17 protein-coding genes and 1 riboswitch are annotated in these 21,260 nt (G+C 68.8%); of the genes, 3 read left to right on the forward strand and 14 right to left on the reverse strand.

Features of this window, described 5'->3' with window-relative positions:
• Positions 1-37: 37 nt before the first annotated feature.
• The 6 genes from ACK4IU_RS07605 to ACK4IU_RS07630 all read right to left on the reverse strand — a co-directional run bounded on the left by ACK4IU_RS07605 (position 38) and on the right by ACK4IU_RS07630 (position 8,170).
• Entirely contained in the window at positions 38-940 is a 903-nt protein-coding gene (locus ACK4IU_RS07605) for a dihydroneopterin aldolase (RefSeq protein WP_409733304.1), read from the reverse strand.
• Positions 941-1,026: 86 nt separating this feature from the next.
• The gene (locus ACK4IU_RS07610) at positions 1,027-1,650 is read right to left on the reverse strand and encodes a cell wall hydrolase (protein ID WP_409733306.1); all 624 of its coding nucleotides are present in this window, start codon (positions 1,648-1,650) and stop codon (positions 1,027-1,029) included.
• A gap of 176 nt (positions 1,651-1,826) precedes the next feature.
• Complete coding sequence (locus ACK4IU_RS07615) at positions 1,827-4,373, reverse strand: putative PEP-binding protein (protein ID WP_409733308.1); 2,547 nt, start codon at positions 4,371-4,373, stop codon at positions 1,827-1,829.
• A 235-nt stretch (positions 4,374-4,608) separates the two neighbouring features.
• Positions 4,609-6,765 carry a glycine--tRNA ligase subunit beta gene (gene glyS / locus ACK4IU_RS07620; RefSeq protein ID WP_409733311.1) on the reverse strand — a complete coding sequence of 719 codons (2,157 nt, stop codon included), beginning with the start codon at positions 6,763-6,765 and terminating at the stop codon, positions 4,609-4,611.
• A gap of 2 nt (positions 6,766-6,767) precedes the next feature.
• Complete coding sequence (locus ACK4IU_RS07625; RefSeq protein WP_354001256.1) at positions 6,768-7,244, reverse strand: DUF6446 family protein; 477 nt, start codon at positions 7,242-7,244, stop codon at positions 6,768-6,770.
• On the reverse strand, positions 7,241-8,170 hold the full coding sequence (locus tag ACK4IU_RS07630; protein WP_409733313.1) for a glycine--tRNA ligase subunit alpha: 930 nt from the start codon (positions 8,168-8,170) through the stop codon (positions 7,241-7,243). Before ACK4IU_RS07630 ends, ACK4IU_RS07625 begins: the two co-directional genes overlap by 4 nt.
• A gap of 129 nt (positions 8,171-8,299) precedes the next feature.
• On the opposite strand from ACK4IU_RS07630, the gene ACK4IU_RS07635 reads away from it, so the two are divergent.
• Positions 8,300-10,105 carry a serine protease gene (locus tag ACK4IU_RS07635; protein ID WP_409733315.1) on the forward strand — a complete coding sequence of 602 codons (1,806 nt, stop codon included), beginning with the start codon at positions 8,300-8,302 and terminating at the stop codon, positions 10,103-10,105.
• A 96-nt stretch (positions 10,106-10,201) separates the two neighbouring features.
• On the opposite strand, the gene ACK4IU_RS07640 is transcribed toward ACK4IU_RS07635, so the two are convergent.
• On the reverse strand, positions 10,202-11,650 hold the full coding sequence (locus ACK4IU_RS07640) for a TrkH family potassium uptake protein (RefSeq protein ID WP_409733317.1): 1,449 nt from the start codon (positions 11,648-11,650) through the stop codon (positions 10,202-10,204).
• Between the two features lie 46 nt (positions 11,651-11,696).
• Complete coding sequence (gene folE2, locus ACK4IU_RS07645; RefSeq protein WP_409733319.1) at positions 11,697-12,782, reverse strand: GTP cyclohydrolase FolE2; 1,086 nt, start codon at positions 12,780-12,782, stop codon at positions 11,697-11,699.
• A 607-nt stretch (positions 12,783-13,389) separates the two neighbouring features.
• Between folE2 and ACK4IU_RS07650 the strand changes: the two genes are divergently transcribed.
• The gene (locus tag ACK4IU_RS07650; protein ID WP_409733321.1) at positions 13,390-13,965 is read left to right on the forward strand and encodes an imm11 family protein; all 576 of its coding nucleotides are present in this window, start codon (positions 13,390-13,392) and stop codon (positions 13,963-13,965) included.
• Between the two features lie 330 nt (positions 13,966-14,295).
• Here the strand turns inward: ACK4IU_RS07650 and metZ are convergent, their stop codons facing one another.
• Positions 14,296-15,480: an O-succinylhomoserine sulfhydrylase gene (gene metZ, locus ACK4IU_RS07655; RefSeq protein ID WP_409733323.1), complete on the reverse strand. Its 1,185-nt coding sequence runs from the start codon at positions 15,478-15,480 to the stop codon at positions 14,296-14,298.
• Positions 15,481-15,531: 51 nt separating this feature from the next.
• A riboswitch (SAM riboswitch) is annotated at positions 15,532-15,609 on the reverse strand.
• Between the two features lie 128 nt (positions 15,610-15,737).
• On the opposite strand from metZ, the gene ACK4IU_RS07660 reads away from it, so the two are divergent.
• On the forward strand, positions 15,738-16,646 hold the full coding sequence (locus ACK4IU_RS07660) for an alpha/beta fold hydrolase (protein ID WP_409733325.1): 909 nt from the start codon (positions 15,738-15,740) through the stop codon (positions 16,644-16,646).
• Positions 16,647-16,784: 138 nt separating this feature from the next.
• Here ACK4IU_RS07660 and ACK4IU_RS07665 read toward each other — a convergent pair whose 3' ends face one another.
• The 5 genes from ACK4IU_RS07665 to ftsY form a co-directional block, all read right to left on the reverse strand.
• A complete protein-coding gene (locus tag ACK4IU_RS07665; RefSeq protein WP_409733327.1) occupies positions 16,785-17,420 on the reverse strand; it encodes a hypothetical protein in 636 nt (211 codons plus the stop codon).
• Between the two features lie 97 nt (positions 17,421-17,517).
• Positions 17,518-18,126: an inner membrane-spanning protein YciB gene (locus ACK4IU_RS07670; protein WP_409733329.1), complete on the reverse strand. Its 609-nt coding sequence runs from the start codon at positions 18,124-18,126 to the stop codon at positions 17,518-17,520.
• A 34-nt stretch (positions 18,127-18,160) separates the two neighbouring features.
• Positions 18,161-19,039: a hypothetical protein gene (locus ACK4IU_RS07675; protein WP_409733332.1), complete on the reverse strand. Its 879-nt coding sequence runs from the start codon at positions 19,037-19,039 to the stop codon at positions 18,161-18,163.
• Positions 19,029-19,955 (reverse strand): hypothetical protein, encoded by a 927-nt coding sequence (locus ACK4IU_RS07680; RefSeq protein WP_409733334.1) that lies wholly within the window; start codon positions 19,953-19,955, stop codon positions 19,029-19,031. The genes ACK4IU_RS07675 and ACK4IU_RS07680 overlap by 11 nt, the downstream gene beginning before the upstream one ends.
• Positions 19,952-21,130: a signal recognition particle-docking protein FtsY gene (gene ftsY / locus ACK4IU_RS07685; protein WP_409733336.1), complete on the reverse strand. Its 1,179-nt coding sequence runs from the start codon at positions 21,128-21,130 to the stop codon at positions 19,952-19,954. Before ftsY ends, ACK4IU_RS07680 begins: the two co-directional genes overlap by 4 nt.
• Positions 21,131-21,260 lie beyond the last annotated feature (130 nt).

The following is a 21,260-nucleotide window of genomic DNA, read 5'->3' on the forward strand; positions in this document are numbered from 1 at the left end:
AGTGGCCGAAGCCCGCCGGCTTTTCAAGGGGGAAGCCTCAGGCCCGCCGCACCGGAACGCGGCTTCCCGCCGGGACTGCAACCTCTCCGTGAACGACGAGCGCCGTGGCCGACATCGTTTCCGCAAGCCAAAGCGCCAGGCCCACCGGATCGGTCCCCTTCGGCCCATCCACCGCGTCCAACACCAGTTTCGAGGGCGCCCAGACCACCGTCTGCCCGCGCTTCATCGCCCAGTCGATCTCGGTCCGCGTCGCCACCACCACGCAGCGCGGATCGCGCGCGGCGAGCGTCCAGGCGTTCTGCTCGATCGCCAGAAGGTCCACCCGGCGCTGGGTCGGCTTGTGCCCGGTCACCGGGCGGGCGAGGTCCGGCAGGCCCACGGTCAGGATCATTGGCAGCCCCTCGGCCTGCAGCGCATCCAGCTGCGCCGACAGGTCCGGCGCCAGAATCGTGGCATTGTCCAGATGAACGACCAGCGGATGCACCGCCTCCATCCCGTCGCGCCCGGCCCGCTGCACCGGGATCTCGGCGCGCGAGCGGGCGATCTCCACCCCCAGGGCATAGGGGCCGATGTCGAGCTTCTCGATCCGGATGAAGACCCGCATCGCGGCAGGTTCGGCCAGGATCCGTTCCGCCACGCGCTCGGCCAGCGTCTCCAGCAGATTCAACCGCTCGGCGGCGAGTTCCGCGGCGATGGCCTCGGTGATCCGGTCGTAGGACAGGATCCGGTCCACGTCGTCCTCAAGCGGCCCGGTCACCGGGCGCACCTCGACCACCACGTTGAAGCGCAGGCGCTGCTTGTGGCCGCGTTCCTTCTGGAAGGCGCCGATCTCGGCCTCGACGATGTGGTCGCGCAAGCTGATCCGGTCGCGCGGGGCCGCCCCGGCGGACGCTTCGGCCCGATCCTCGGGATGGGCGAAAGCCAGTTCAATGTCGCTCATCGGGGTCCTCCGCCGTTCGGCCCGTCATAGCACGCGCGGCGCGCGGGCCAAGCGGGAAGGCGTCAGGGAAGCCGCGATTGGCGACATCACCCGCGCGAGCCGGGCTGGCGGTAGAACACATGCGCCCCGATCGAGGCGGTGCGGGGAAAGCGCTTGGACCAGCCGGGCCTCACGCCCCTTGTATGGAAATGGGTGGCCCCTTCGGTCAGCAGGCGCGGCGCCCCGTCCAGCATGGCGCGGGCGATCCGGCCGGCAAGGTCCGCCGCCTCGCGTTCGCGCATCTTCGTGCGGCCGTTGCAGACGTACGAGAACTGGCAGTCGCTGCCCACCCGCTGCCTGACCACGCCGCAGACCGTGCGCGGGTAAAGCGGGCTGTCCTTCCGGTTCAGGATCACCTCGGCCACGGCGATCTGGCCTTCCAGGCTTTCGCCGCGCGCCTCGAAATACAGCGCCTCGGTCAGGCATTGCCACTCGGCATCGCCCGAAGGCGCGGGCTGGGCCATCAGCCAGTCCTCGGTGATGCCCCCGGTCAGGGCATCGGCCCGCAGCGTGGCCGAAAGATCGGGGGCCGGCAGGCGCTTCAGCTCGGTGCCGTAAGAGGCCGGAATGGGCGTCAGGCCGAACATGCTGGCCTTCCAGCCGGTTTCCGCCATCGCCGGGCCGATCGCCAGGCCCAGGGCCAGCACCAGCGTCGCTAGGTTGAGATTCATTCTGCTCTTCCGTCTTTGGTTTCCCGGCGGAAGTACCCCCGCCTTGGCAAGCAGCGGGGCAGTTAGGCGAAGCGGCGGGTCGGGTCCACCACTGTTGCAGAATTACAACGGAAATCCATGCTGCATGAGCGAAATACCGCCGAAAACAATCAAGAATTTTCTACAATCAACTGTTTCTAAACGGTTTTCTTTCGATCTGCCAGCGCAAGGTGCGCCGCGGCCAGCCGGGCCATGGGCACCCGGTAGGGCGAGCAGGAGACATAGTCGAACCCGGCACGGCGGCAGAAATCGATGGATTCCGGGTTACCGCCGTGTTCGCCGCAGATCGAAAGTGTCAGGTCTTTCCGTGTCTTGCGCCCGCGCTCGGCCCCGATGTGCAGCAGCTCTCCCACCCCGTCCACGTCGAGGATGTGAAACGGATCCTCGGGGAAGACGCCCTGCCGGACATAGGTGTTCATGAACCGGCCCGCATCGTCGCGGCTCAGGCCATAGGTCATCTGCGTCAGGTCGTTGGTGCCGAAGGAGAGGAAGGCCGCATGCTGGGCGATGTCGCCCGCCCGCAGCGCCGCGCGCGGGGTTTCGACCATCACGCCCAGCTTGAAGTCGAAACCGGCCCCGGCCCTGGTGCGCACCATGGCGGCGACGGCGTCGATCCGGGTCTTGATCAGTTCCACCTCGCGGCGCGCGCTGACCAGCGGGATCATGATCTCGGGCACGACCGGCGCGCCGCGGCGGGCCGATTCCAGCGTCGCCTCGAAGATCGCCTGCGCCTGCATGTCGTAGATTTCCGGCAGCACCACCCCCAGCCGCACGCCGCGCATCCCCAGCATCGGGTTCACTTCGGTCAGCGCCTCGGCCCGGCGGGTGACTTCGGACAGCGGGCGGTCCAGCGCCTCGGCCAACTCGCGCAGGCCCTCGCGCGTCTGGGGCAGGAATTCGTGCAGCGGCGGGTCGAACAGCCGGATGCACACCGGCAATCCCTGCATGATTTCAAACAGTTGCACGAAATCCGCCCGCTGCATCGGCAAAAGCCGCGCCAGCGCCGCCGCCCGGTCGCCCGGCGCATCGGCGAAGATCATCTCGCGCATGACGACCAGGCGGTCCTCGTCGAAGAACATGTGTTCCGTGCGGCACAGGCCGATGCCTTCCGCCTCGAACTTGCGCGCGGTCTCGGCGTCCGAGGGCGTGTCGGCATTGGCGCGCACCCCGATGTCGCGCACCTCGTCGGCCCAGGAGAGGAGCCGGCGGAAACTGTCGTCCAGCGCCGGGGGCAGCATCTCGGCCGCGCCGGCCAGCGCCTCGCCCTTGGAGCCGTCCAGCGTCACCACGTCGCCCTCACGGAAGACCCGCCCGTCCGCCGCGACCATCTTGCGGTCGCGCGCATCCAGCCGCAGGTCCGAGGCCCCCACCACGCAGGGCAGCCCCAACCCGCGCGCGATCACCGCCGCGTGGCTGGTCATGCCGCCGCGTTCCGTCAGCACCGCCACCGCCGAATGCATGCCGCGGATGTCCTCGGGCGCAGTCTCGCGACGGACGAGGATGCAGGCCTCGCCCCGCGCCGCCGCCGCCTGCGCCGCGCTGGAGGAAAAGACCAGAACCCCCGTCGCCGCGCCGGGCGAGGCCGCGATGCCCCGCGCGATCACGTCGCGTTCCCCGCGCGGATCGACCTGGTGGTGGAGAAGCTCGGACAAGGCGCTGGGTTCGACCCGCAGGACGGCCTCTTCCTTCGCGATGATCCCGTCCTCGGCCAGCGCCACGGCGATCCGCAGGCCCGCCCGGGCCGACCTCTGCACCTTCACCGCGTCCAGCACCGCAAGGCGCCCATCCTCGATGGTGAACTCGATCTGCATCTCCTCGCGCAGGCGGGTGCGGCAGATGGCTCCGTATTCGACCAGCGTCGCGAAGATCTCGGGTGCCACGTCCTCCAGCGACGGCCCGCGCGGGTCGCGCGTCAGATACAGCGCCTCGGTGGTCTTCAGCGCGTCGCGGCCCTGGCTTTGCCCCAGGTAGCGCCCGGTGATCTGCGGCAGGCCGGTGACCGGATCGACGAACTGCATCACGCCCGACCCGCTGATCCCCTGCCCGATCCCCTGTGCCATCTCCTGCACGACAAGGCCCAAGGCCGCCTCCTCCGGCGCGCCCTTGGCCTGGCGCAACAGGCGCGCCGATGTCCCCTCCCAGGCCCGCGCCATCGACCGCAGAACCTCGGCCAGTTGCCGCGCAGGATCCTGCGGGAAGGGTTCGTCGGTCTCGACCTCGTATTCCCGCAGGGCCTCCTTCAGCGCCCCCGGCCCCGGCTTCAGCCCGTCGAACACGTCGGGGTCCAGCCGTGCGACATGGATCGCATAGGCCTGGACAAAGCGCAGATACAGCGCGTCCGCCGCCGTCTCGCCATGGGTTTCGGCCAGCCGGGCATGGCGCTTGGCATTCAGCCCGATGTTCAGAATCGTCGCCGGCCCGCCCCAGTCGGGGTTGGCGGGGCTGGGCCGGACGCTGATCAGCGGCCCGTCGCCGAAATGGTCGAGGATCCCCTGCACATCCACCCCGTGCCCCGCCGCGATGGCCCGCACGGTCGAGGCCGGCAGCGCCACCGACTTCGGCACCGGCAGGTCCAGCCGGACCAGCCGCTGCAGGCATTTCGCCCGCCAGCCATGCGTCGCCGTCGCGATCTGCGCCGAGGACGTGATCCGGGCGAATTCGGCGATGGGATCGTATTTCTGCACTGCGGCACCCGATGTTCAGGTGCAGCATACGCCGAAAGGACCGTCACGCAAGCGTGACATGTCAGCCGCGTGACGATTCTTTGGGCAACACGCGAACCGGATAATGCAAGCGCCTCCCCTCCCCCTCGTGGGGAGGGGATGGGGGTGGGGGGACGACGCGACAGGCCCCCCACCCTCTCCCTCCCCCAAGAAGGGGGGAGGGAAGCGCCCCTGCCTGCGGCGTCTTCGCGGAAGATCAGCCCTCGATGCGGCTCAGGTCCGCAACGCCGGAACAGACCGCCCGGATCCGGTGCAGCAGGTTCAGCCGGTTGCGCCGTACCACCGGATTGTCGCTGTTCACCTGCACGGCGGTGAAGAAGGCGTCGATCGGGCCCCGCAGGGCGGCCATCGCGGCCATGGCGGCGGCGAAATCCTCCCGCGCCATGGCCGGGGCAATCGCCGCCTCGGCCTGATCGAGCGCCGCGAACAGCGCGCGCTCCTCATCGGTCTCGGCAAGCTTCACATCTGCGCCGAAGGAGTATTCGACGCCGTCCTTCTGTTCCGCCTGGGCCAGGATGTTGTTCGCCCGCTTGAAGCCCTGCAGCAGGTTCGCCCCGTCCTCAGTCTTTAGAGTCTCGCTCAAGGCCGTCGAGCGCCTGACCAGCAGCAGCAGATCATCGCTGCCCGGCATGGCGAGGCAGGCGTCGATGACATCGTGGCGGATGCCCTGATCCTTTAGATGGACCTTCAGGCGGTCGTGGAAGAAGGAAAGCAGGTCGAGCACGGCCGACATTCCGTGATGTCCTGCGGCGGGGTGACAGGCGATTCCCTGGCCCAGCATGCCGGCCAGCGAGGCCCGCACCCCATTCGCCAGCACCAACCGGATCACCCCCAGCGCCGCGCGGCGGAGCGCGAACGGGTCCTTCGACCCCGTCGGCTTCTCGTCGATGGCCCAGAACCCGGTCAGCGTGTCGATCCTGTCGGCCAGCGCCACGGCGACCGACACGGGCTCGGACGGCACCGAGTCGCTCTCCCCCTTCGGCCGCCAATGGTCGCGCGCGGCATCGGCGATTGCGGATACCCGCCCCGGACTTGATCCGGGGCCTCTCTCTGACCCCGCTACGCCCCGGATCAAGTCCGGGGCGGGGTTTTCCTGCAACGCTGCCTGCGCATAGTAGCGGCCCATCACGCCTTGCAGCTCTGGGAACTCCCCCACCATCGACGACCGCAAGTCCAGCTTGGCAATCCGCGCCGCATAATCCGCATCACCTGCATCCGCGCCCACCAAAGGCGCGATCTTGCGAGCCAGCGCCGCGATGCGCTCGATCCGCTCCGCCTGAGACCCCAGCTTGTTGTGGAAGGTCACGGCCTTCAGCCCTTCCACCCACTCGCCCATGCCCGCCTTCGCCACCCGCAGGTCGTTCTCCCAGAAGAACTTCGCGTCCGACAGGCGGGCGGCCAGCACCTTCTGGTTCCCCTTCAGGATCACCGCGCCGCCGTCCGGGGCCTCGATGTTGGCCACCGTCACGAAGCCCTCGATCCGCCCCGTCTTCGGGTTCCGCACCGAAAAGAACTTCTGATGCTCCTTCATCGAGGTCTGCAAGACCTCGGGCGGCAGCGACAGGAAATCGTCCGCGATCCGCCCCATCAGCGGCACCGGCCATTCCACCAGCCCCGCGACCTCGGTCAGGAGGCCGGGGTCGGGCACGACCTCCATTCCGGCGGCAAAGGCCAGGTTCTGCGCGCCCTGCCAGATCGCCGCCTCGCGCTCGGCGCTGTCGAGCACCACCTTCGCGCGCTTCAGCTTGACCAGATAGTCGTCGAAGCCCGTGACGACGAAGCGCCCGTTGCCCATGAAACGGTGGCCCTCGGTCGTGTTGCCGGCCTTAATGCCATCGACTTCCAGCGGCACCACATGCGCCCCGCCCTCGTCCGACAGGATGCACAGGATCGACTGCAACGGCCGCACCCAGCGCAAGGACCCCGAGCCCCAGCGCATCGACTTCGGCCAGGGGAAACTGCGGATCGTGGCGTCCAGAACCTCGGCCACGATCTCGGGCGCCTTGCGGCCGGGCTTCTCGATCACGGCATAGAAGGTCTCGCCCTTCTTGTCCGCCCGCCGCTCCAGCTGGTCCAGCGTCAGGCCGGTGGACCGCAGGAAGCCCTCGATCGCCTGCTGCGGCGCGGTCGTGGCCGGACCCTTGCGCTCCTCGCGCACCGGGCGGCTTTCGGCCGTCAGCCCCTCGACCGACAGGACCAGCCGGCGCGGAGAGGAGAATGACCCGGCCGAGGCATATGTCAGCCCGGCCTCGACCAGCCCGTCGGTGACCAGCTTGCGCAGATCGTCGCGGGCCTTGCCCTGCATCCGCGCCGGGATTTCCTCGGAGAAAAGCTCGATCAGCAGGTCGGGCATGGTCAGTCCTTCAGAGAGGCGTTGGTCTGCTGCCAGGCATAGGCGCGGCCATCGGGAAAGACCGCGACGACGCGGTCCACGCCGGGGTGGATCTCGGGTTCGGACAGGAAGGCCAGCGCCTCGCCGGTCTCCAGCGCCCGGCCGATGGCGGCGGCGTCGAAACAGGGGAAGTTTGACGGCGCGACCAAGGGCTCGGCGCCCTCGTAGATCCGGTAGGTCTCGCTCAGCATGGCCAGGCTCAGCGGCGTGGTGAAACAGGCGCGGAACTTGATCGGCGAGGAGGCCGCGTCGATCCCCTCGATCCCGTTGACCACGATCGCCTCGGGCGGGCCGCCGGCGACGGGAACCAGCCGGATCTCGGCGCCGGGCTGGAAGGCCACGGGCTCGTAATAGGCGCGTTCGGCGGTGTACCACAGGAACCCGCCGGCGATCAGGGCGACGATCACGATGGCCCCCACGATGATCTTGCCGGCATTCACTGATCCGCCCCCGCCTCGGTCTGCCGGAAAGCATCGGCGCATTTCTTCGCCAAGGCCCGCACCCGGCCGATATAGGCCTGCCGTTCGGTCACGCTGATCACGCCCCGTGCGTCCAGAAGGTTGAACAGGTGGCTGGCCTTGATCGTCTGGTCATAGGCGGGATGGGCCATGACGATGCGCTTGCCGGATTTCGGGTCCTCGGCGGGGAAAGCGAGCAGCCGTTCGCATTCGGCTTCGGCATCCTCGAAGTGACGCAACAGCATCTCGGTCGTTGCGCCGTCGAAGTTGTGGCGGCTGTATTCCTCTTCGGTCTGGCGGAAGATGTCGCCATAGGTCAGCGGGATCGGCGCATCGGGATCGTTGAACGGCATGTCCATCACATGGTCGATGCCCATGACATACATCGCCAGCCGCTCCAGCCCGTAGGTCAGTTCGCCCGAAACAGGCCTGCAATCATGCCCGCCGACCTGCTGGAAATAGGTGAACTGGCTGACCTCCATCCCGTCGCACCAGACCTCCCAGCCCAGGCCCCAGGCGCCGAGGGTCGGGCTTTCCCAGTCGTCCTCGACAAAGCGGATGTCGTGAAGGCCCAGGTCGATGCCGATGGCGGCGAGGCTGCCGAGGTAAAGCTCCTGCAGGTTCGCCGGGCTTGGCTTGATGATGACTTGGTACTGGTAATAGTGCTGAAGGCGGTTCGGGTTCTCGCCATAGCGCCCGTCCGTGGGGCGGCGCGAGGGCTGGACATAGGCCGCGGCCCAGGGCTTCGTGCCAAGGCTTCTCAGCGTGGTGGCCGGGTGGAAGGTGCCCGCGCCGACCTCCATGTCATAGGGTTGCAGCACGGCGCAGCCCTGACCGGCCCAATAGCTCTGGAGCCGCAGGATGATCTCCTGGAAACTTCTGGGCGTGGTCGAGGTGGCGTCGGACATCGGGGACCCCGGGACAGAGGCGAAACTCGCGCCTTCCCTATCCGGCGGGCAAGATAGGGTCAATTCCGGAAAGAACCTGCGCAATCGTGACCTGATCCGCGCCGGTTCGCCCTTGCCGCGGCGCGCTCCATGGCTAATGTCGGCGCGATCCTCTACCGGCTTCGGGACCCGTTCATGTTCAGACCTTTTGCGTTTGTTGCCCTTCTCCTCGCCGCGCTGAGCCTTGCGCCCGCCCGGCACGCCGACGCGCAGGAGGGCCGGGTCTGGGTCCAGGTCGAGGCGCATCCCGACCTTGCCACGGCGCTCGACCGCGCACGCGCCTATGCGTCCGAATTCCCTGAAACCGTCGGCTTTGCGCTCGGGTCGGGCTGGTATGGCATCGCACTCGGCCCCTACCCCGAGGACGAGGCGCCGATCCGTCTGGGACTTCTCAAGCGCGACCGCCGCATCCCGTCCGACAGTTTCGTTGCCGATGGCGCCCGCTATGGCGACCGGTTCTACCCCGAGGACGGGGCGGCCCTCGCGATCCCCGAAGCACTGACCGCTTACGAGCCGGCAGCATCACCTGCCGAGCCCGCCCCCGCACCGGACCCCGTCTCCCTGCCCGACGAGACCCGCCAGGAGGCCCGCGACAGCGAGGCGCTGCTGACACCCGAGGAACGGCGCGAGCTCCAATCCGCGCTGCAATGGTTCGGCTTCTACACCAGCGCCATCGACGGCGCCTTCGGTCCCGGCACCCGCAACTCGATGGCCGCCTGGCAAGAGGCGCAGGGGCTCGAGCCCACCGGCATCCTGACCACCCGCCAGCGCCGGGCACTCCTGGACGCCTGGTCCGCCGAACGCGCGGCCTTCGGCTTCACCGAGGTGGTCGAGGCCGAATCCGGCATCACCGTCACGCTGCCGCTGGGCCTGGTCGAACTCGACCATTACGAGCCGCCCTTCGTTCACTACCGCGGGAAAACCCCGGATGCCCCGAAGATCGTGCTGATATCGCAGCCGGGCGACCAGGCCGCACTATACGGGCTTTACGATGTGCTCCAGACGCTGGAGCAGGTGCCGCTCGACGGCCCGCGCGAGCGCAACGAACGCGGCTTCCGCATCCGCGGCACCTCGGCCAAGGTGGACACCACGATCTCGGCACAGCTGAAGGGCGGGCGGATCAAGGGCTGGATGCTGATCTCCACCCCCGGCAATGCGGCCCGCGACGCCCGGATCGTCAAGGCGATCGAGGACAGCTTCTCGCCCGATGGCGCCTCGGTGCTCGATCCCGGCATGGCGCCGATGGCTGCCGAGACCCGCGCCGGGCTCCTCGCGGGGCTCGAAGTCCGGAAACCGCGGCTCAGCCGGACCGGCTTCTTCGTCACCCCGGACGGCGCGGTCGTCACCACGACCGAGGCGGTCGAGGGCTGCACCCGCGTCACCATCGACCGCACGACCGAGGCGACCGTCAGGCTGTCGGACCCGGCCAGCGGCCTTGCGCTCCTGACCCCGAACGCCGCGCTCTCGCCGCGCGTGGTGGCGGGCCTCGCCACCTCCTCGACCCGGCCGGGGGCCGAGATCGCCGTGCCAGGCTATTCCTACGAGGACCGCCTGCCCGCCCCGGTCATCACCTTCGGCAGCTTTGAGGATGCGACCGGCCTGAACGGCGAGACCGCGATCAGCCGGCTGGCGCTGCAGGCGCTGCCGGGCGATGCCGGCGGCGCGGTGCTGGACGGGTCGGGCAGCGTGATCGGCATGCTTCTGCCTCCGCGCCCCAAGGGCGGCAAGCTGATGCCCGCGGGCGTCGCCTTCGCGCTTTCGGCGGCCGAGATCAACCGCCTCCTCGCCCCGGCAGGGGTCACGCCCGCCCCCACCACCTCGACCGCCCCGCTTACCCCCGCGGCCCTGTCCGAGACCGGCATCGGCATGACCGCGCTCGTCTCCTGCTGGGACTGATCGGGCGCGGGCTGCGGCTCCTCGGTGACCTCGTCCCTCGGCGCGGCGCCCCCCCGACGAGAAGACGCAGTCGCACGAGGAGGGGTGGCCAGCGCACTACCGCCGCCAGAAGCTCGGCAGCACCATTACCAGAATCGCCAACAGGCCCAGCCGGCCCAGGATCATGCACAGCGTCATGATCGCGATGGCGCCGGGCGGAAAGTCGATGAAGGTGCCGGTGCGCTCGACCAGGGGGCCGAAGCCGTAGCCGATGTTGCCCAGCGCGGTCCAGACCGCGAACAGCGCCGAAACCGTGTCCACACCGAGAAGCGTCATCGCCACGCTCATCACTCCGAGGATCAGGATGAAGCTCGATACGAAGAGGATGAGCGCGTTCAGCACGTCGTCCTCGACCGCGCGCCCCTGGTAGCGGATCGGATCGACGCTGGAGGGGCTGCCGATCCGCCGGATCTCGCGGCCGAGGACGGCGATCACCAGCTGCACCCGGAACACCGACAGCCCCGCCGCCGACGAGCCTGAACAGGCCCCGATCACGCCGACCACGAAAGCCACGACCAGCATGAACCCGCCCCAGCCGGCGAAGCTGCCCGCGCCGTAGCCGGTCGAGGACATGATGGAGGCCAGGTTGAACAGGCTTTCGCGGAAGGCCTGCTCGAAGCCGGTGTTCGTCGTCCAGGCCCGCCAGATCGCCACCGCCAGCACCGCCATTCCCAGCCAGCGGGCGTAGGCGCGGACCTGGGCATCCTGCCACAGCGGCAGCGCGGTTCCGTTCATCAGCTGCACATAACGGATGTAGGGCAGGCTGGCGAGGAACATGAACAGCGCCGCCGCATAGTGGATCGGCGGGGCATAGACGGAAAACGAGGCATCGTTGGTGGAAAAGCCGCCCGTCGCGACCGTGGTCATGCCATGCACAACAGCCTCGAAGGCCGGCATGCCGAGCATGGCATAGACGGTCATCGTCACCACCGTCAGCGCCAGATAGACGATCAGAAGCTGCTTGGCGATGTCGGTCGCCCGCGGCAGCACCTTGCCGAATGTGTCGAAGCCTTCGGTCCGGAAGAACTGCATGCCCCCGATCCGCATCAGCGGCAGGAAGATCATCGCGATGAAGGCGATGCCGAGGCCCCCCAGCCAGTTCAGCATTCCGCGCCAGAGGTTCACGCTCTGCGGCTGTTCCGCGAGGCCCGTGATGACCGAGGCCCCGGTGGTGGTGATGCCCGAGACCGCCTCGAAATAGGCGTTCAGGAGGCTCAGCCCCGGCGCGCCGATCCAGAACGGCAGCGCGCCGAAGAAGGGCACGAGGAACCAGATGCCGGCAGTCAGGAGATAGGCCTGCCGCGTGTCCAGCGCCTGACCCAGCGCGTTGCCGGTGGACAGCGTCAGCGCCGCGCCCGTGACGCCGGTCAGCGCGGCCGAGGCAAGGTAGGCATGACCGTTCTCCAGCCCCGCGCGCCAGTCGATGATGGCCGGGGCCAGCATCAGGATCGCCAGCACGATCAGGATGCGGCCGATGACATAGGCGACGGGGCGGAAGTCAACCATGGTCGGGCATGGCTACGCGGCCCCGCGCCTTTGGTCAATCCACCCGTCAGCGGGCGTGGATCAGTGTGCGGAACAGATGCGGGTCCAGGCTTTCGGCTGCGAAGGTCTCGCCCTCGGTCAGAAGGCTGATCGCGTCGTGGCTGTGCAGGCTCTCCTGATGGCTCGCCACCACCCGGAAGTCGCCGATGCGCGGATCGGCCCGCAGCGCCTCGCAGAACAGCCGCGCCGCATCCTCGACGAAGATCGGGTTGGCGGCGTTCAGTTCCGCAAAGGCCTGCTCGTCCTCGCGCTTGACCATGACCTGCGTCTCGGTCACTACCGCGCCGCGCGCGAGGTCCACCAGATCCTCGATCGCCATCTCGCCGGTCAGTTCCACCGACAGCCGCGCCACCGAGCGCTGCGAATGCGGCGTCGCCAGCTGGCCGCGCTCCATCCGGGCATGTTCCGACAGCTCCAGGCTGCACGGGCAGGTCGAGCTGTAGACATAGTCCAGATGCACGATCCGCTTGCGCACACCGGCGGTCTCCACCAGTTCCAGCGCGATGTCGTAATACTGCCAGCCGGTCAGGTCCGATCGCAGGCTGACCATCTGCATCGGGAAGGACAGCCGCATCTGGATGCGCGCGTCGAAGCTGCCGAGATCGGCCTTGTAGTCGTCCAGCGCCGCCTCGATCACGCCGAAGGAGAACTCTTTCTCGGCATGGGCATAGAAGGACCGCATGATGCGGCTCATGTTGATGCCCTTCTTCTCGGCCTCGAGGCTGACCGTGCCGGTCACGCTGGTCTCCAGCACCAGGGGCGCGCCGTCGCGGGTGACAAAGCGGATCGGCAGGCGGAAATTGGAGATGCCGACATGCTGGATCCGCGCCTTCGCGCCCCGGATCAGGCTGGCGGGGCCGTTCTGCAGGTCGGGCATGGCGCGCAGATAGCCTGCATCGGGGCGGAAGGCCTCCGGGTAGATGCGCGACAGCGCCGGATAGCCCTGGCCGGGCAGCAGGAAGCCCACGGCGGAATCCAGCCGGGCGATGTCCTCGTCCGACACCTTGCCTGCCCATTGCCGCAGCACGGCCAGCGCCGCCTCTGCCTCTTCCCGGGTGGGAAGACGGTCGATCTCGGGGGTGTGGATGTTCATGGGCAGGTCCTTTCGGTTCGGGCGCGGCCCTCGGGCAGGCGCCGTCAATTTCCGGAATGTCTTACGAGCAGATCCCGCCTCCGGATCACCCTGGTCCGGGGCAGGCCCCCATCAAATAGGCATTTCCGAGCGCCGCACAAGCGGGGATTGCGACCCGGGCGCCATGATTTCCGTCACGGCGCAGCCGGATGCCGCCCAGGCCGAAGGCGAGACGATGGCAAACATCCGGGATGGTCCGGCACAGCCCCGTCCGTAATGGTCCCGCAGGAAGCGATGCGTGCAGCGTCACCTGCGTTTGCATCTCTCGGATCGCCTGCCGGAAGAGACAACCGCAGCCGGCCTGCACCCGCCCACGCATCTGCGCATGAGACCGGTCTGACGTACGGCAGCGGAGGGATTGCGGTGGCACCGCTGCAATGCGCACCGAGAGGCGCGCTTGCCAGCCATCCTCGGCCTCAACCATAATGAGGGCGTAAATGCCCGCCTTGCGCACTCCATTGCGAACCCGGTCAGCCAATGGAGGTGCATGGTGATCCGGAGTCTCAGTGCCGCGTCCTGGTCCACGCTCGATGGACGGAGTCACCGCTGCTCTCCGATCGACGGAGACATGGACAAGATCGAACTCGATGATACGACGATCGACATCGGGATCTGGCCGATCCCGAGCGTGAGCTATTTCAGGGGCGGTCGCCGCGTCAAAAGCACGGACCTGCCGACGCGGGTCCGAATTGTCGACGGCTCCGGCAGGGCCATTGCGCGCAAGGACATCGACCTGCCCGATCTCATGCGCATGCACATGGCCTATGTCGTTTTGGACCGGTTCAGATCGATTGTGGATAGCTTAGAACCCGGTCTCCATCAGTTCGAAGCCGTCGGCGTGATCTACCCGGGCGGAGAAAGCGAAAGCCGGCCGTTCTACATCCTCGCGGTCGGGCAGCGCGTCGTGACGGCGCTCGATCGGGAAAGAACCAGGCCGCCGATGCGCCAGTTTCCCGAGGTCCCGCAGCTGGTCAGGCCCGATCCTTCCCGGCCGGCCTTCCTGTTCGACAGCGGCTCCACCGACCCCTGGCCCCCGGTTTTGCTGCAAGCTGCGGTCGCGGGCAGGCACTTCTTCTGCGCTGGCGATTTCAACGGCCAGATCTTCGTGTCCGAACCTCTGCATCAGGCATTGACCGAGGGCTGACTGCGAGGACTGCATTTCACGGGGCCTTTCGGCACGACCGAAGACGCCCCCGGACCGGAGCTGAGGTGATCTGCCGCCCTCCGCTACTCCTGTCCGAGAGGACGGTATCCTTTCCTTGTCCGATCAGTGGGTAAAGGCGCAGGGGAAAGGTCAAGCCGGTCTATGTCCGGCAACCCGGCTTCTCGGCGGTCCCCGATGTCTGGATCGACCCGAAGGTAGGCAGAGCGCTGGTCCTGTCGGACCGGCTTCGGGCCGCGCTGAAGGCCGCGCGGTTCGACAAGGCCTTCTCGCTGGTGGCCTGCGCGCCGGGCTGACCGGCCGGACGACCGCTCAGGCCGAGGCCGCCAGCGCGTGCGTCAGGTCGGCGATCAGGTCGTCCGCATCCTCCAGCCCCAGGGACAGGCGGATCAGGCCGGGGGTGATGCCGAGGGCGTCCTTCTGGTCCTGAGGCAGACGCTGGTGCGTGGTGGTGGCGGGGTGGGTGGCGATGGTCTTGGCATCGCCCAGGTTGTTGGAAATCTTGGCGATCGTGAGCGCGTTCATGAAGCGGAAGGCCGCCTCTTTCCCGCCCTTCACCTCGAAGGTGACGAGCGTGCCGCCCGACCCCATCTGCACCATGGCCAGCGCGTGCTGCGGATGGCTCTCGAGCCCCGGATAGATCACCTTCGTCACCTGCGGATGCCCCTCCAGCGCCCGCGCCACGGCCAGCGCGGTATCGGCCATCGCCCGGCAGCGCAGGTCCAGCGTCGCCATGCCGTTGAGATGCATCCAGGCGGTGAAGGGGGACATGCTGCCCCCGGTGTGCTTCATGTAGGGTTCAAGCGTCTTGCGGATGAACTCGCGGCTGCCGCAGACCACCCCGCCCAGCGCGCGGCCCTGCCCGTCGATGTGCTTCGTGGTGGAATAGACCACCACATCGGCGCCCTGCTCGACCGCGCGGGAAAAGATCGGCGTGGCGAAGACGTTGTCGCAGATTACCAGCGCGCCGACGCCATGGGCGATCTCACTCACCCCGCGGATATCCACCAGCTCCAGCGTCGGGTTCGACATCGATTCGAAGAACACCGCCTTCGTCCCCGGCGTGACCGCCGCCCGCCACTGGCCGAGGTCGGCGCCATCGACGAAGGTCACGCGCACGCCGAACTTGCCCAGCACCTCTTCCAGCACATAGAGGCAGGACCCGAACAGCGCCCGCGCGCTGACCACATGGTCCCCCGCCCGCAAGGCCGACATCAGCGCGCCCGAAACCGCCGCCATGCCCGAGGCGGTGGCGAAGGCATCCTCCGTCCCCTCCAGCGCCGCGATGCGGTCCTCGAACATCCGGGTGGTGGGGTTTCCGTAGCGGGCATAGATGAACTCGTCCTCGCCCGCCTTGACGAAACGCACCTCGGCGGCCTCGGCGGTGGGATAGACGAAGCCCTGGGTCAGGAAGATCGCCTCGGCCATCTCGCCGTACTGGCTGCGGCGGCTGCCCTCGTGCACCAGCTGCGTGCGGGTCTTCCAGTCCTTCGTCATCTCGCGGCGGCCCCCCGGCCAAGAAAAAGCCCCGGCAAACCCAAAGGTGCCGGGGCGATCCCCCTCACCTCTTTAGCGGCTTGTTTAACGTGGCCCGCAATCCGGTAACAAAGCGCCACGGGCCGCCTGATACGCCCGCACCCCGCTGTGGTCAAGCTGCCACAGCCGCAGGCTGTCATCTGCCGGTCATCGCTGCGTCACCGCCCCGTTGCCACCCCGCGGCAAAAGGCGGACAAGCGAGCAGTTCGAGACAGGTCATGACCGACGATCCCCGTCCGATCCGAGCCGACATGGGCCCCCGCGGCCTGACCCTCGACCGCGAGCGGCTGGCCCGCAAGCTGGCCGCACTGCCCGCCAGCGCCCCGGTCGTCGTGATGATCCACGGCTGGCGCTATGCCCCGGGCTTTGCCGGGGACTGTCCGCACGGCTCGATCCTGTCGCTCGACCCGCAGCCGGGCGACCGTCGCGCCGTCAGTTGGCCCCGTCACCTCGGCCTTGACGGCTGCTCGGCCCTTGGCATCGCGCTGGGGTGGAGGGCGAAATGCGATCCCTGGCGCGCGCATCTGCGGGCGGGCTGGACCGGCCCCGCGCTGGCCGAGATCGCCCGCACCGTCCATGACCTTTCCGGGCGGCCGATCCAGGTCATCGCCCATTCCATGGGCGCGCGCGTCGCGCTGGCCGCCCTGCCGCTTGTGCCAGCCGGGCACATCCACCGGATGATCCTGCTCGCGGCGGCGGAAACCCGGCGCGTCGCGCTCTCTGCGCTCGACACGCCCGCGGGCCGGTCGGTCGAGGTGATCAACGTCACCACGCGCGAGAACGACCTGTTCGATGCCTGTTTCGAATGGGGCATCCACCTCGGCCTGCGCACTTCGATCGGCCAGGGTCTGGGGCGCAGCCGCCCGAACTGGCACGACCTCTGGATCGACCAGCCCCGCACATTGCAGGCGCTTGCGGGGCTCGGCCATGTGCTGTCCGACCCGCCGCGGCGGATCTGCCACTGGTCGCCCTACCTGCGCCCCGGCACCATCGCGCTTTACCGCGCCCTGATCGAGGGACGGCTCTCGGCCGGGGACTTGCCGCTCCACCGCCCCGGCCGACGCTGGTCGCGCCTCATTCTCGGCGCGCGCGGCATGGATCTGGGCTCGGGCCTGCCCGCCGCCTAGCTTTCGGGCTCAACGGGCGGGTCGATCGAACCGCCCGACCGCGCCCCGCTGACGGAAAAGGAAAGGGCGCCTTGCGGCGCCCCTGATAAAAGTACTTGGGGGAAAAGGTCTTGCGTGGAAATTGCAGGGCCGTCGAGCTCAGGCCCGGTGACCGTTGTCGTCCAGGTTGATGACCGTCAGCACCATGGCGCGCAGGACCGTGTGGCCGATGATCGGCAGCACGGCCCAGAACAGCAGCCAGTAGGACGGATCGGCAACGCGGATCATCGTCTCGTTCATCAGGAGGAAGGCGAAGTTGTAGACCACCATCATACGGGTCAGGTTCGGCAGGTGGTCACGCATTTCCGCGTCGGGCCAGAAGCTGGCTGCGGTCGCCGTGCGGTTGTTCAGGACGTCCTGAAGGAACACGCCGCCGATCACGACATAGAACAGGCTCTGGATCCGCTGGCACCAGAGCGGATCGTCGGCCACGGCCAGCACCAGGAGCGGCAGGCCTGCGAAAGCCAGCGCGAAGGTCACTGCCTGCGCGACCGTGTAGCGGGTCAGAAGCCGCCGCACCATGCCCTCGAAGCCCATCCCGATCCGCACCGCCAGCGCCGCCATGAAGGCCGTAGCGAAGGCCTCGCCGGAATGGTCCGGCCCGTAGGCCACCGAAAGCACCGGATAGGCCACCAGAAGCACCGCACCGGGCAGATAGAGCGACCGCGACAGGGGAGGCAGGTCCTGGAACAGGCTCAGGAACAGGCGGACCAGATCGAACGGTGTGCGGTGCATTGGTCTACTCCCTCTTGCTTGCCGACCGGTCTATCGGTGCATCAAGGCAGCGCTGGGGCAGAACCCGGACCCTTGCGGGGCAATCCTGTGCCGGGCGTCAGGATTTGTCGTCCGGCTCGTCAATCAGGTAGCGTTGCAGCGCCATGAACTGAAGCATGAGGAACAGGAAGAGCGCGGCGGGCATCGCGAAGGTCTCGAGTTTCACCCAAAGCTCGGTGGACTGCGTGCGCCAGATGATTTCGTTGGCGACCGCGAGGGCTGCGAACATCCACATCAGCCGCCGGGTCAGGATCATCCAACCCTCGGGTTTCATTGGCAAAGCCTCGGCCATCACCCATTGCAGGAGACTCTTGCCGCGCAGAAGCCCCGCGCCGAGGATCGCGGCGAAGGTGCCATAGACGATCGTCGTCTTCATCTTGAAGAACCGCTCGTCGTTGAACCAGGCGGTCAGGCCTCCGAAGACCACGACCATCACCGCGACGAAGATCTGCATCCGGCTGATCGTGCCCGTCAACAACCATAGCGCGAAAATTGCGGCAAGAAGCAGCGGAACCAGGATCAGCGCCGCCACAATGAAGCCGGAATAGTCGGTCCCGCCCAGCGTGTAGGTCTGATCCTTGATCCGCATGTAGATCAGGAAGAAGACCAGGGTCGGCCCCAGCTCCAGCACCTGCTTGAGAATCGGGTTGATCTTCTTTTCCGCCATCGCCTCATCCGTCCTTCCTTCGCGCCCGTCGCGCTCATGGCACGATCCCGGGCTGCCAGTCGATCTCCAGCCGGCTGCCCCCGAGGAACCGCGCCAGGGCCTCGGGGCCCGCAGGGTCGCGCGACAGGGCCAGAAGCCCAAGCTCCGCCGCACCGATTCCCCGCTCCGAGACGAGGTCCGCCACCAGCCGCCCCCGCCCCTGCGGCAGGGCTCGCACCGCCGCCTCCAGTTCCGTCCGCCCCGCCTCGGCCAGCGCTGCCTCGGGCAGGGCCGCGACCAGCGCCACGAGAGCGGCCCGCGCCGCCTCCAGTGCCTCGCCTGCCTCGGCGCCCGGCTGCAAGGCCGCGCCCCAGGCCGCCAGCGCCGGGCGCAGGGTCCGCCCGTCGCTGCGCCATTCCAGCCGCAACTGTCGCAGCTTGCCGGAAAGCAGCGACGGGGCCGAAAGCCCGGCGCCCTCAAGCTCGCCCGTCACGCGCAGCGCGCTGCCCCCCGACAGGTCCAGCCGCACGTCTTCAACCAGCAGCCGGTCCTCCCCGGCATCCCGGCGCAGCGCCAGCCGCAGGTCCGCCGTCTGCAACCGCAGAAGATCGCGCAGCCAGCCCGGCAGGTCACGCTCCTGCAGCCCGGGCGCAAGGCGCAGGCCCTGCCCCTCGACCTCCAGCGATACCACCTCCGCCCCCTCGACCCCCGCCCTGGCCCGCAGGCGCGCGGCCGCGACGGTCGGGACACCCGCCCCCGTCAGCCGCGCCCCGTCCAGCACGCACCAGCCGCCCGTCATCGCGGCGGGCGGGGCGCTGACCGTCAGGCCCGAAAGGTCCCGCAGCACCTCGGGCATCCCCGCGCAGGGAACCGGCGTCTCGGCCGCACCCGGCCCCGCCGCCAGCGCGAGGACCAGCGCAAGCCTAAGGCGCATCTGCATGCGTCCAGCTTGCGTCCAGCGCCACGCCCAGAAACAGCGGCGCGGCCTCGGCCAGCGTCGCGGGCATCCCCGTCAGCGCATAGCCGCCGAACCGCACCGGCCCGAGGCCCGGATCGGCCCGCAGCGACAGGTCGAGCACCCCCGCCGGGTTCGGCAGTTCCCCGACCAGCGCCGCCAGAGCCGCCTTGCTTGCCGGCGGAACGCTCGCCTCGGGCAGGTCGGCGACCAGCGCCAGAAGCCCGGCCCGCAGCCGCTCGGCCGCCGCGTCCATGTCGCCCTCGTAGGGCAGCAGGGCCGCCCCCAAGGGCATCAGCAGATAGCCCTCGAACAGCCCGTGCGTCTCGATCCGCAACTCCGCCCCGGTCAGCGCAAAGCCCGTCGCCGACATCTGCATCGCCCCGGTCGAGGAAAGGTCCACCCCCGCCACCGTGGCGCGCAGGTCCAGGGAATTGGCGCCGGGGAAGTCGATGCCCAGCCCCTCCAGCCGCAAGACCCTTGCCGCGGGATCCCAGGCCAGCGAGGCCTCGGCCGCGATCCGGTTCGCCCGCGCCTGCGCCGCGTAAAGCCAGTCGAACTGCGCATTGCCGGTCTGGACAACCAGCCGCAGCCCCTCGACCGCGACCTCAAGCCCCTCGGGCAGGACCGACCCGTCCACCAGCCAGGGCAGCGCGCTGCCGCGGAACCGCAGCCGGTCCATGTGCCAGTCCGGCAGATACTGGCCGTCGAGGTCAAGGACCGGCCGGCCCACCACGCACCAGTCGCCCTCCTGCGCGACGGCCTCCTGCCGGACCGTGCCGAACGGCGAAAGCCCCTCTGCCACCCGCGCCCAGACCTGACCGCACAGCCCCGCCTCGCCCTCGGCGAGGGCCGGCCCGGCCAGCATCAGGGCCAGGGCCGCGCCCCGGATCATGCCTCGGCCCCGACGAGGGCGCGCGCGAACTCCTCGGGGTCGAAGGGGGCCAGGTCGTCGATCTGCTCGCCAACGCCGATTGCGTGGATCGGCAGGCCGAAGCGGTCGGCCAGCGCCACCAGCACGCCACCCTTGGCCGTGCCGTCGAGCTTGGTCATCACGAGGCCCGAGACATCGGCGATCTTGCGGAAGATCTCGACCTGGGTCAGCGCGTTCTGGCCGGTGGTGGCGTCCAGCACCAGCAGGGTATTGTGCGGCGCGGTCGGATCGACCTTGCGGATGACGCGGACGATCTTGGCCAGTTCCTCCATCAGGTCGGCCCGGTTCTGCAACCGCCCCGCCGTGTCGATCATCAGAAGGTCCGCGCCCTCGGTCCGGGCCCTGGTCAGCGCGTCGAAGGCGAGGCTCGCCGGATCGCTGCCCTCGGGCGCGGTCAGCACCGGCACACCCGCGCGCTTGCCCCAGATCTGCAACTGCTCCACCGCCGCCGCGCGGAAGGTGTCGCCGGCGGCGATCACGACCTGCTTGCCCGCCGCCTTGAACTGGCTGGCCAGCTTGCCGATCGTCGTGGTCTTGCCCGATCCGTTCACCCCCACCACCAGCACGACCTGCGGCTTCTGCGGGTAGATCGGCATCGGCCGCGCCACGGGTTCCATGATCCGCGCGACCTCTGCGGCCAGCGCCGCCCGCAACTCGCGGGTGGAGATCTTCCGCCCGAAGCGGCCCTCGGCGATGTTGGCGGTGACGCGCACGGCGGTCTCCACCCCCATGTCGGCCTGGATCAGCAACTCCTCCAGGCTTTCCAGCATGGCATCGTCCAGTACCCGACGCGGCTCCTCGGCCTGGGCGCGCCCGAACAGCCGGCCCAGAAGGCCGGGCTTCGCCTGCGGCGCGGGTTGGGGCGCGGCCGCGGCTCGGGCCCGGTCCATGGGCGCGGGGTCCTCGGGCATCGGCAGCTCGGGTTCGGGCAGGTCGGGTTCGGGCAGTTCCGGCGGCGTGGGCTCGGGCAGGTCCGGTGCGGCGGGCTCGGGCAGTTCCGGCGGCGAAGGCTCGGGCAGTTCGCGCGGCGGGTCCTTCGGGTCCTCGGCCCCCTCGGCGACCAGCGCCTCCAGCCCCTCGCCGATCCGGTTCGAGGACCGGAACATCCGCTCCTTGAGCTTGGTGAAGAACGACATGGGCGGCACCCCCGGGCTGTTTCCCTTCACCTAGTCGCTTTGGCCGGGCTTTGGAAGGCCGGAGGCCGGACCGCGGCTCTTCGTTCGCCTCCGGCTCCTCATCGCAGAGGCGCCCCCCGCGAGGAGCGAC

The sequence above is a fragment of the Tabrizicola flagellatus genome (assembly GCF_046295235.1).
Lineage (GTDB): Bacteria > Pseudomonadota > Alphaproteobacteria > Rhodobacterales > Rhodobacteraceae > Tabrizicola > Tabrizicola flagellata_A.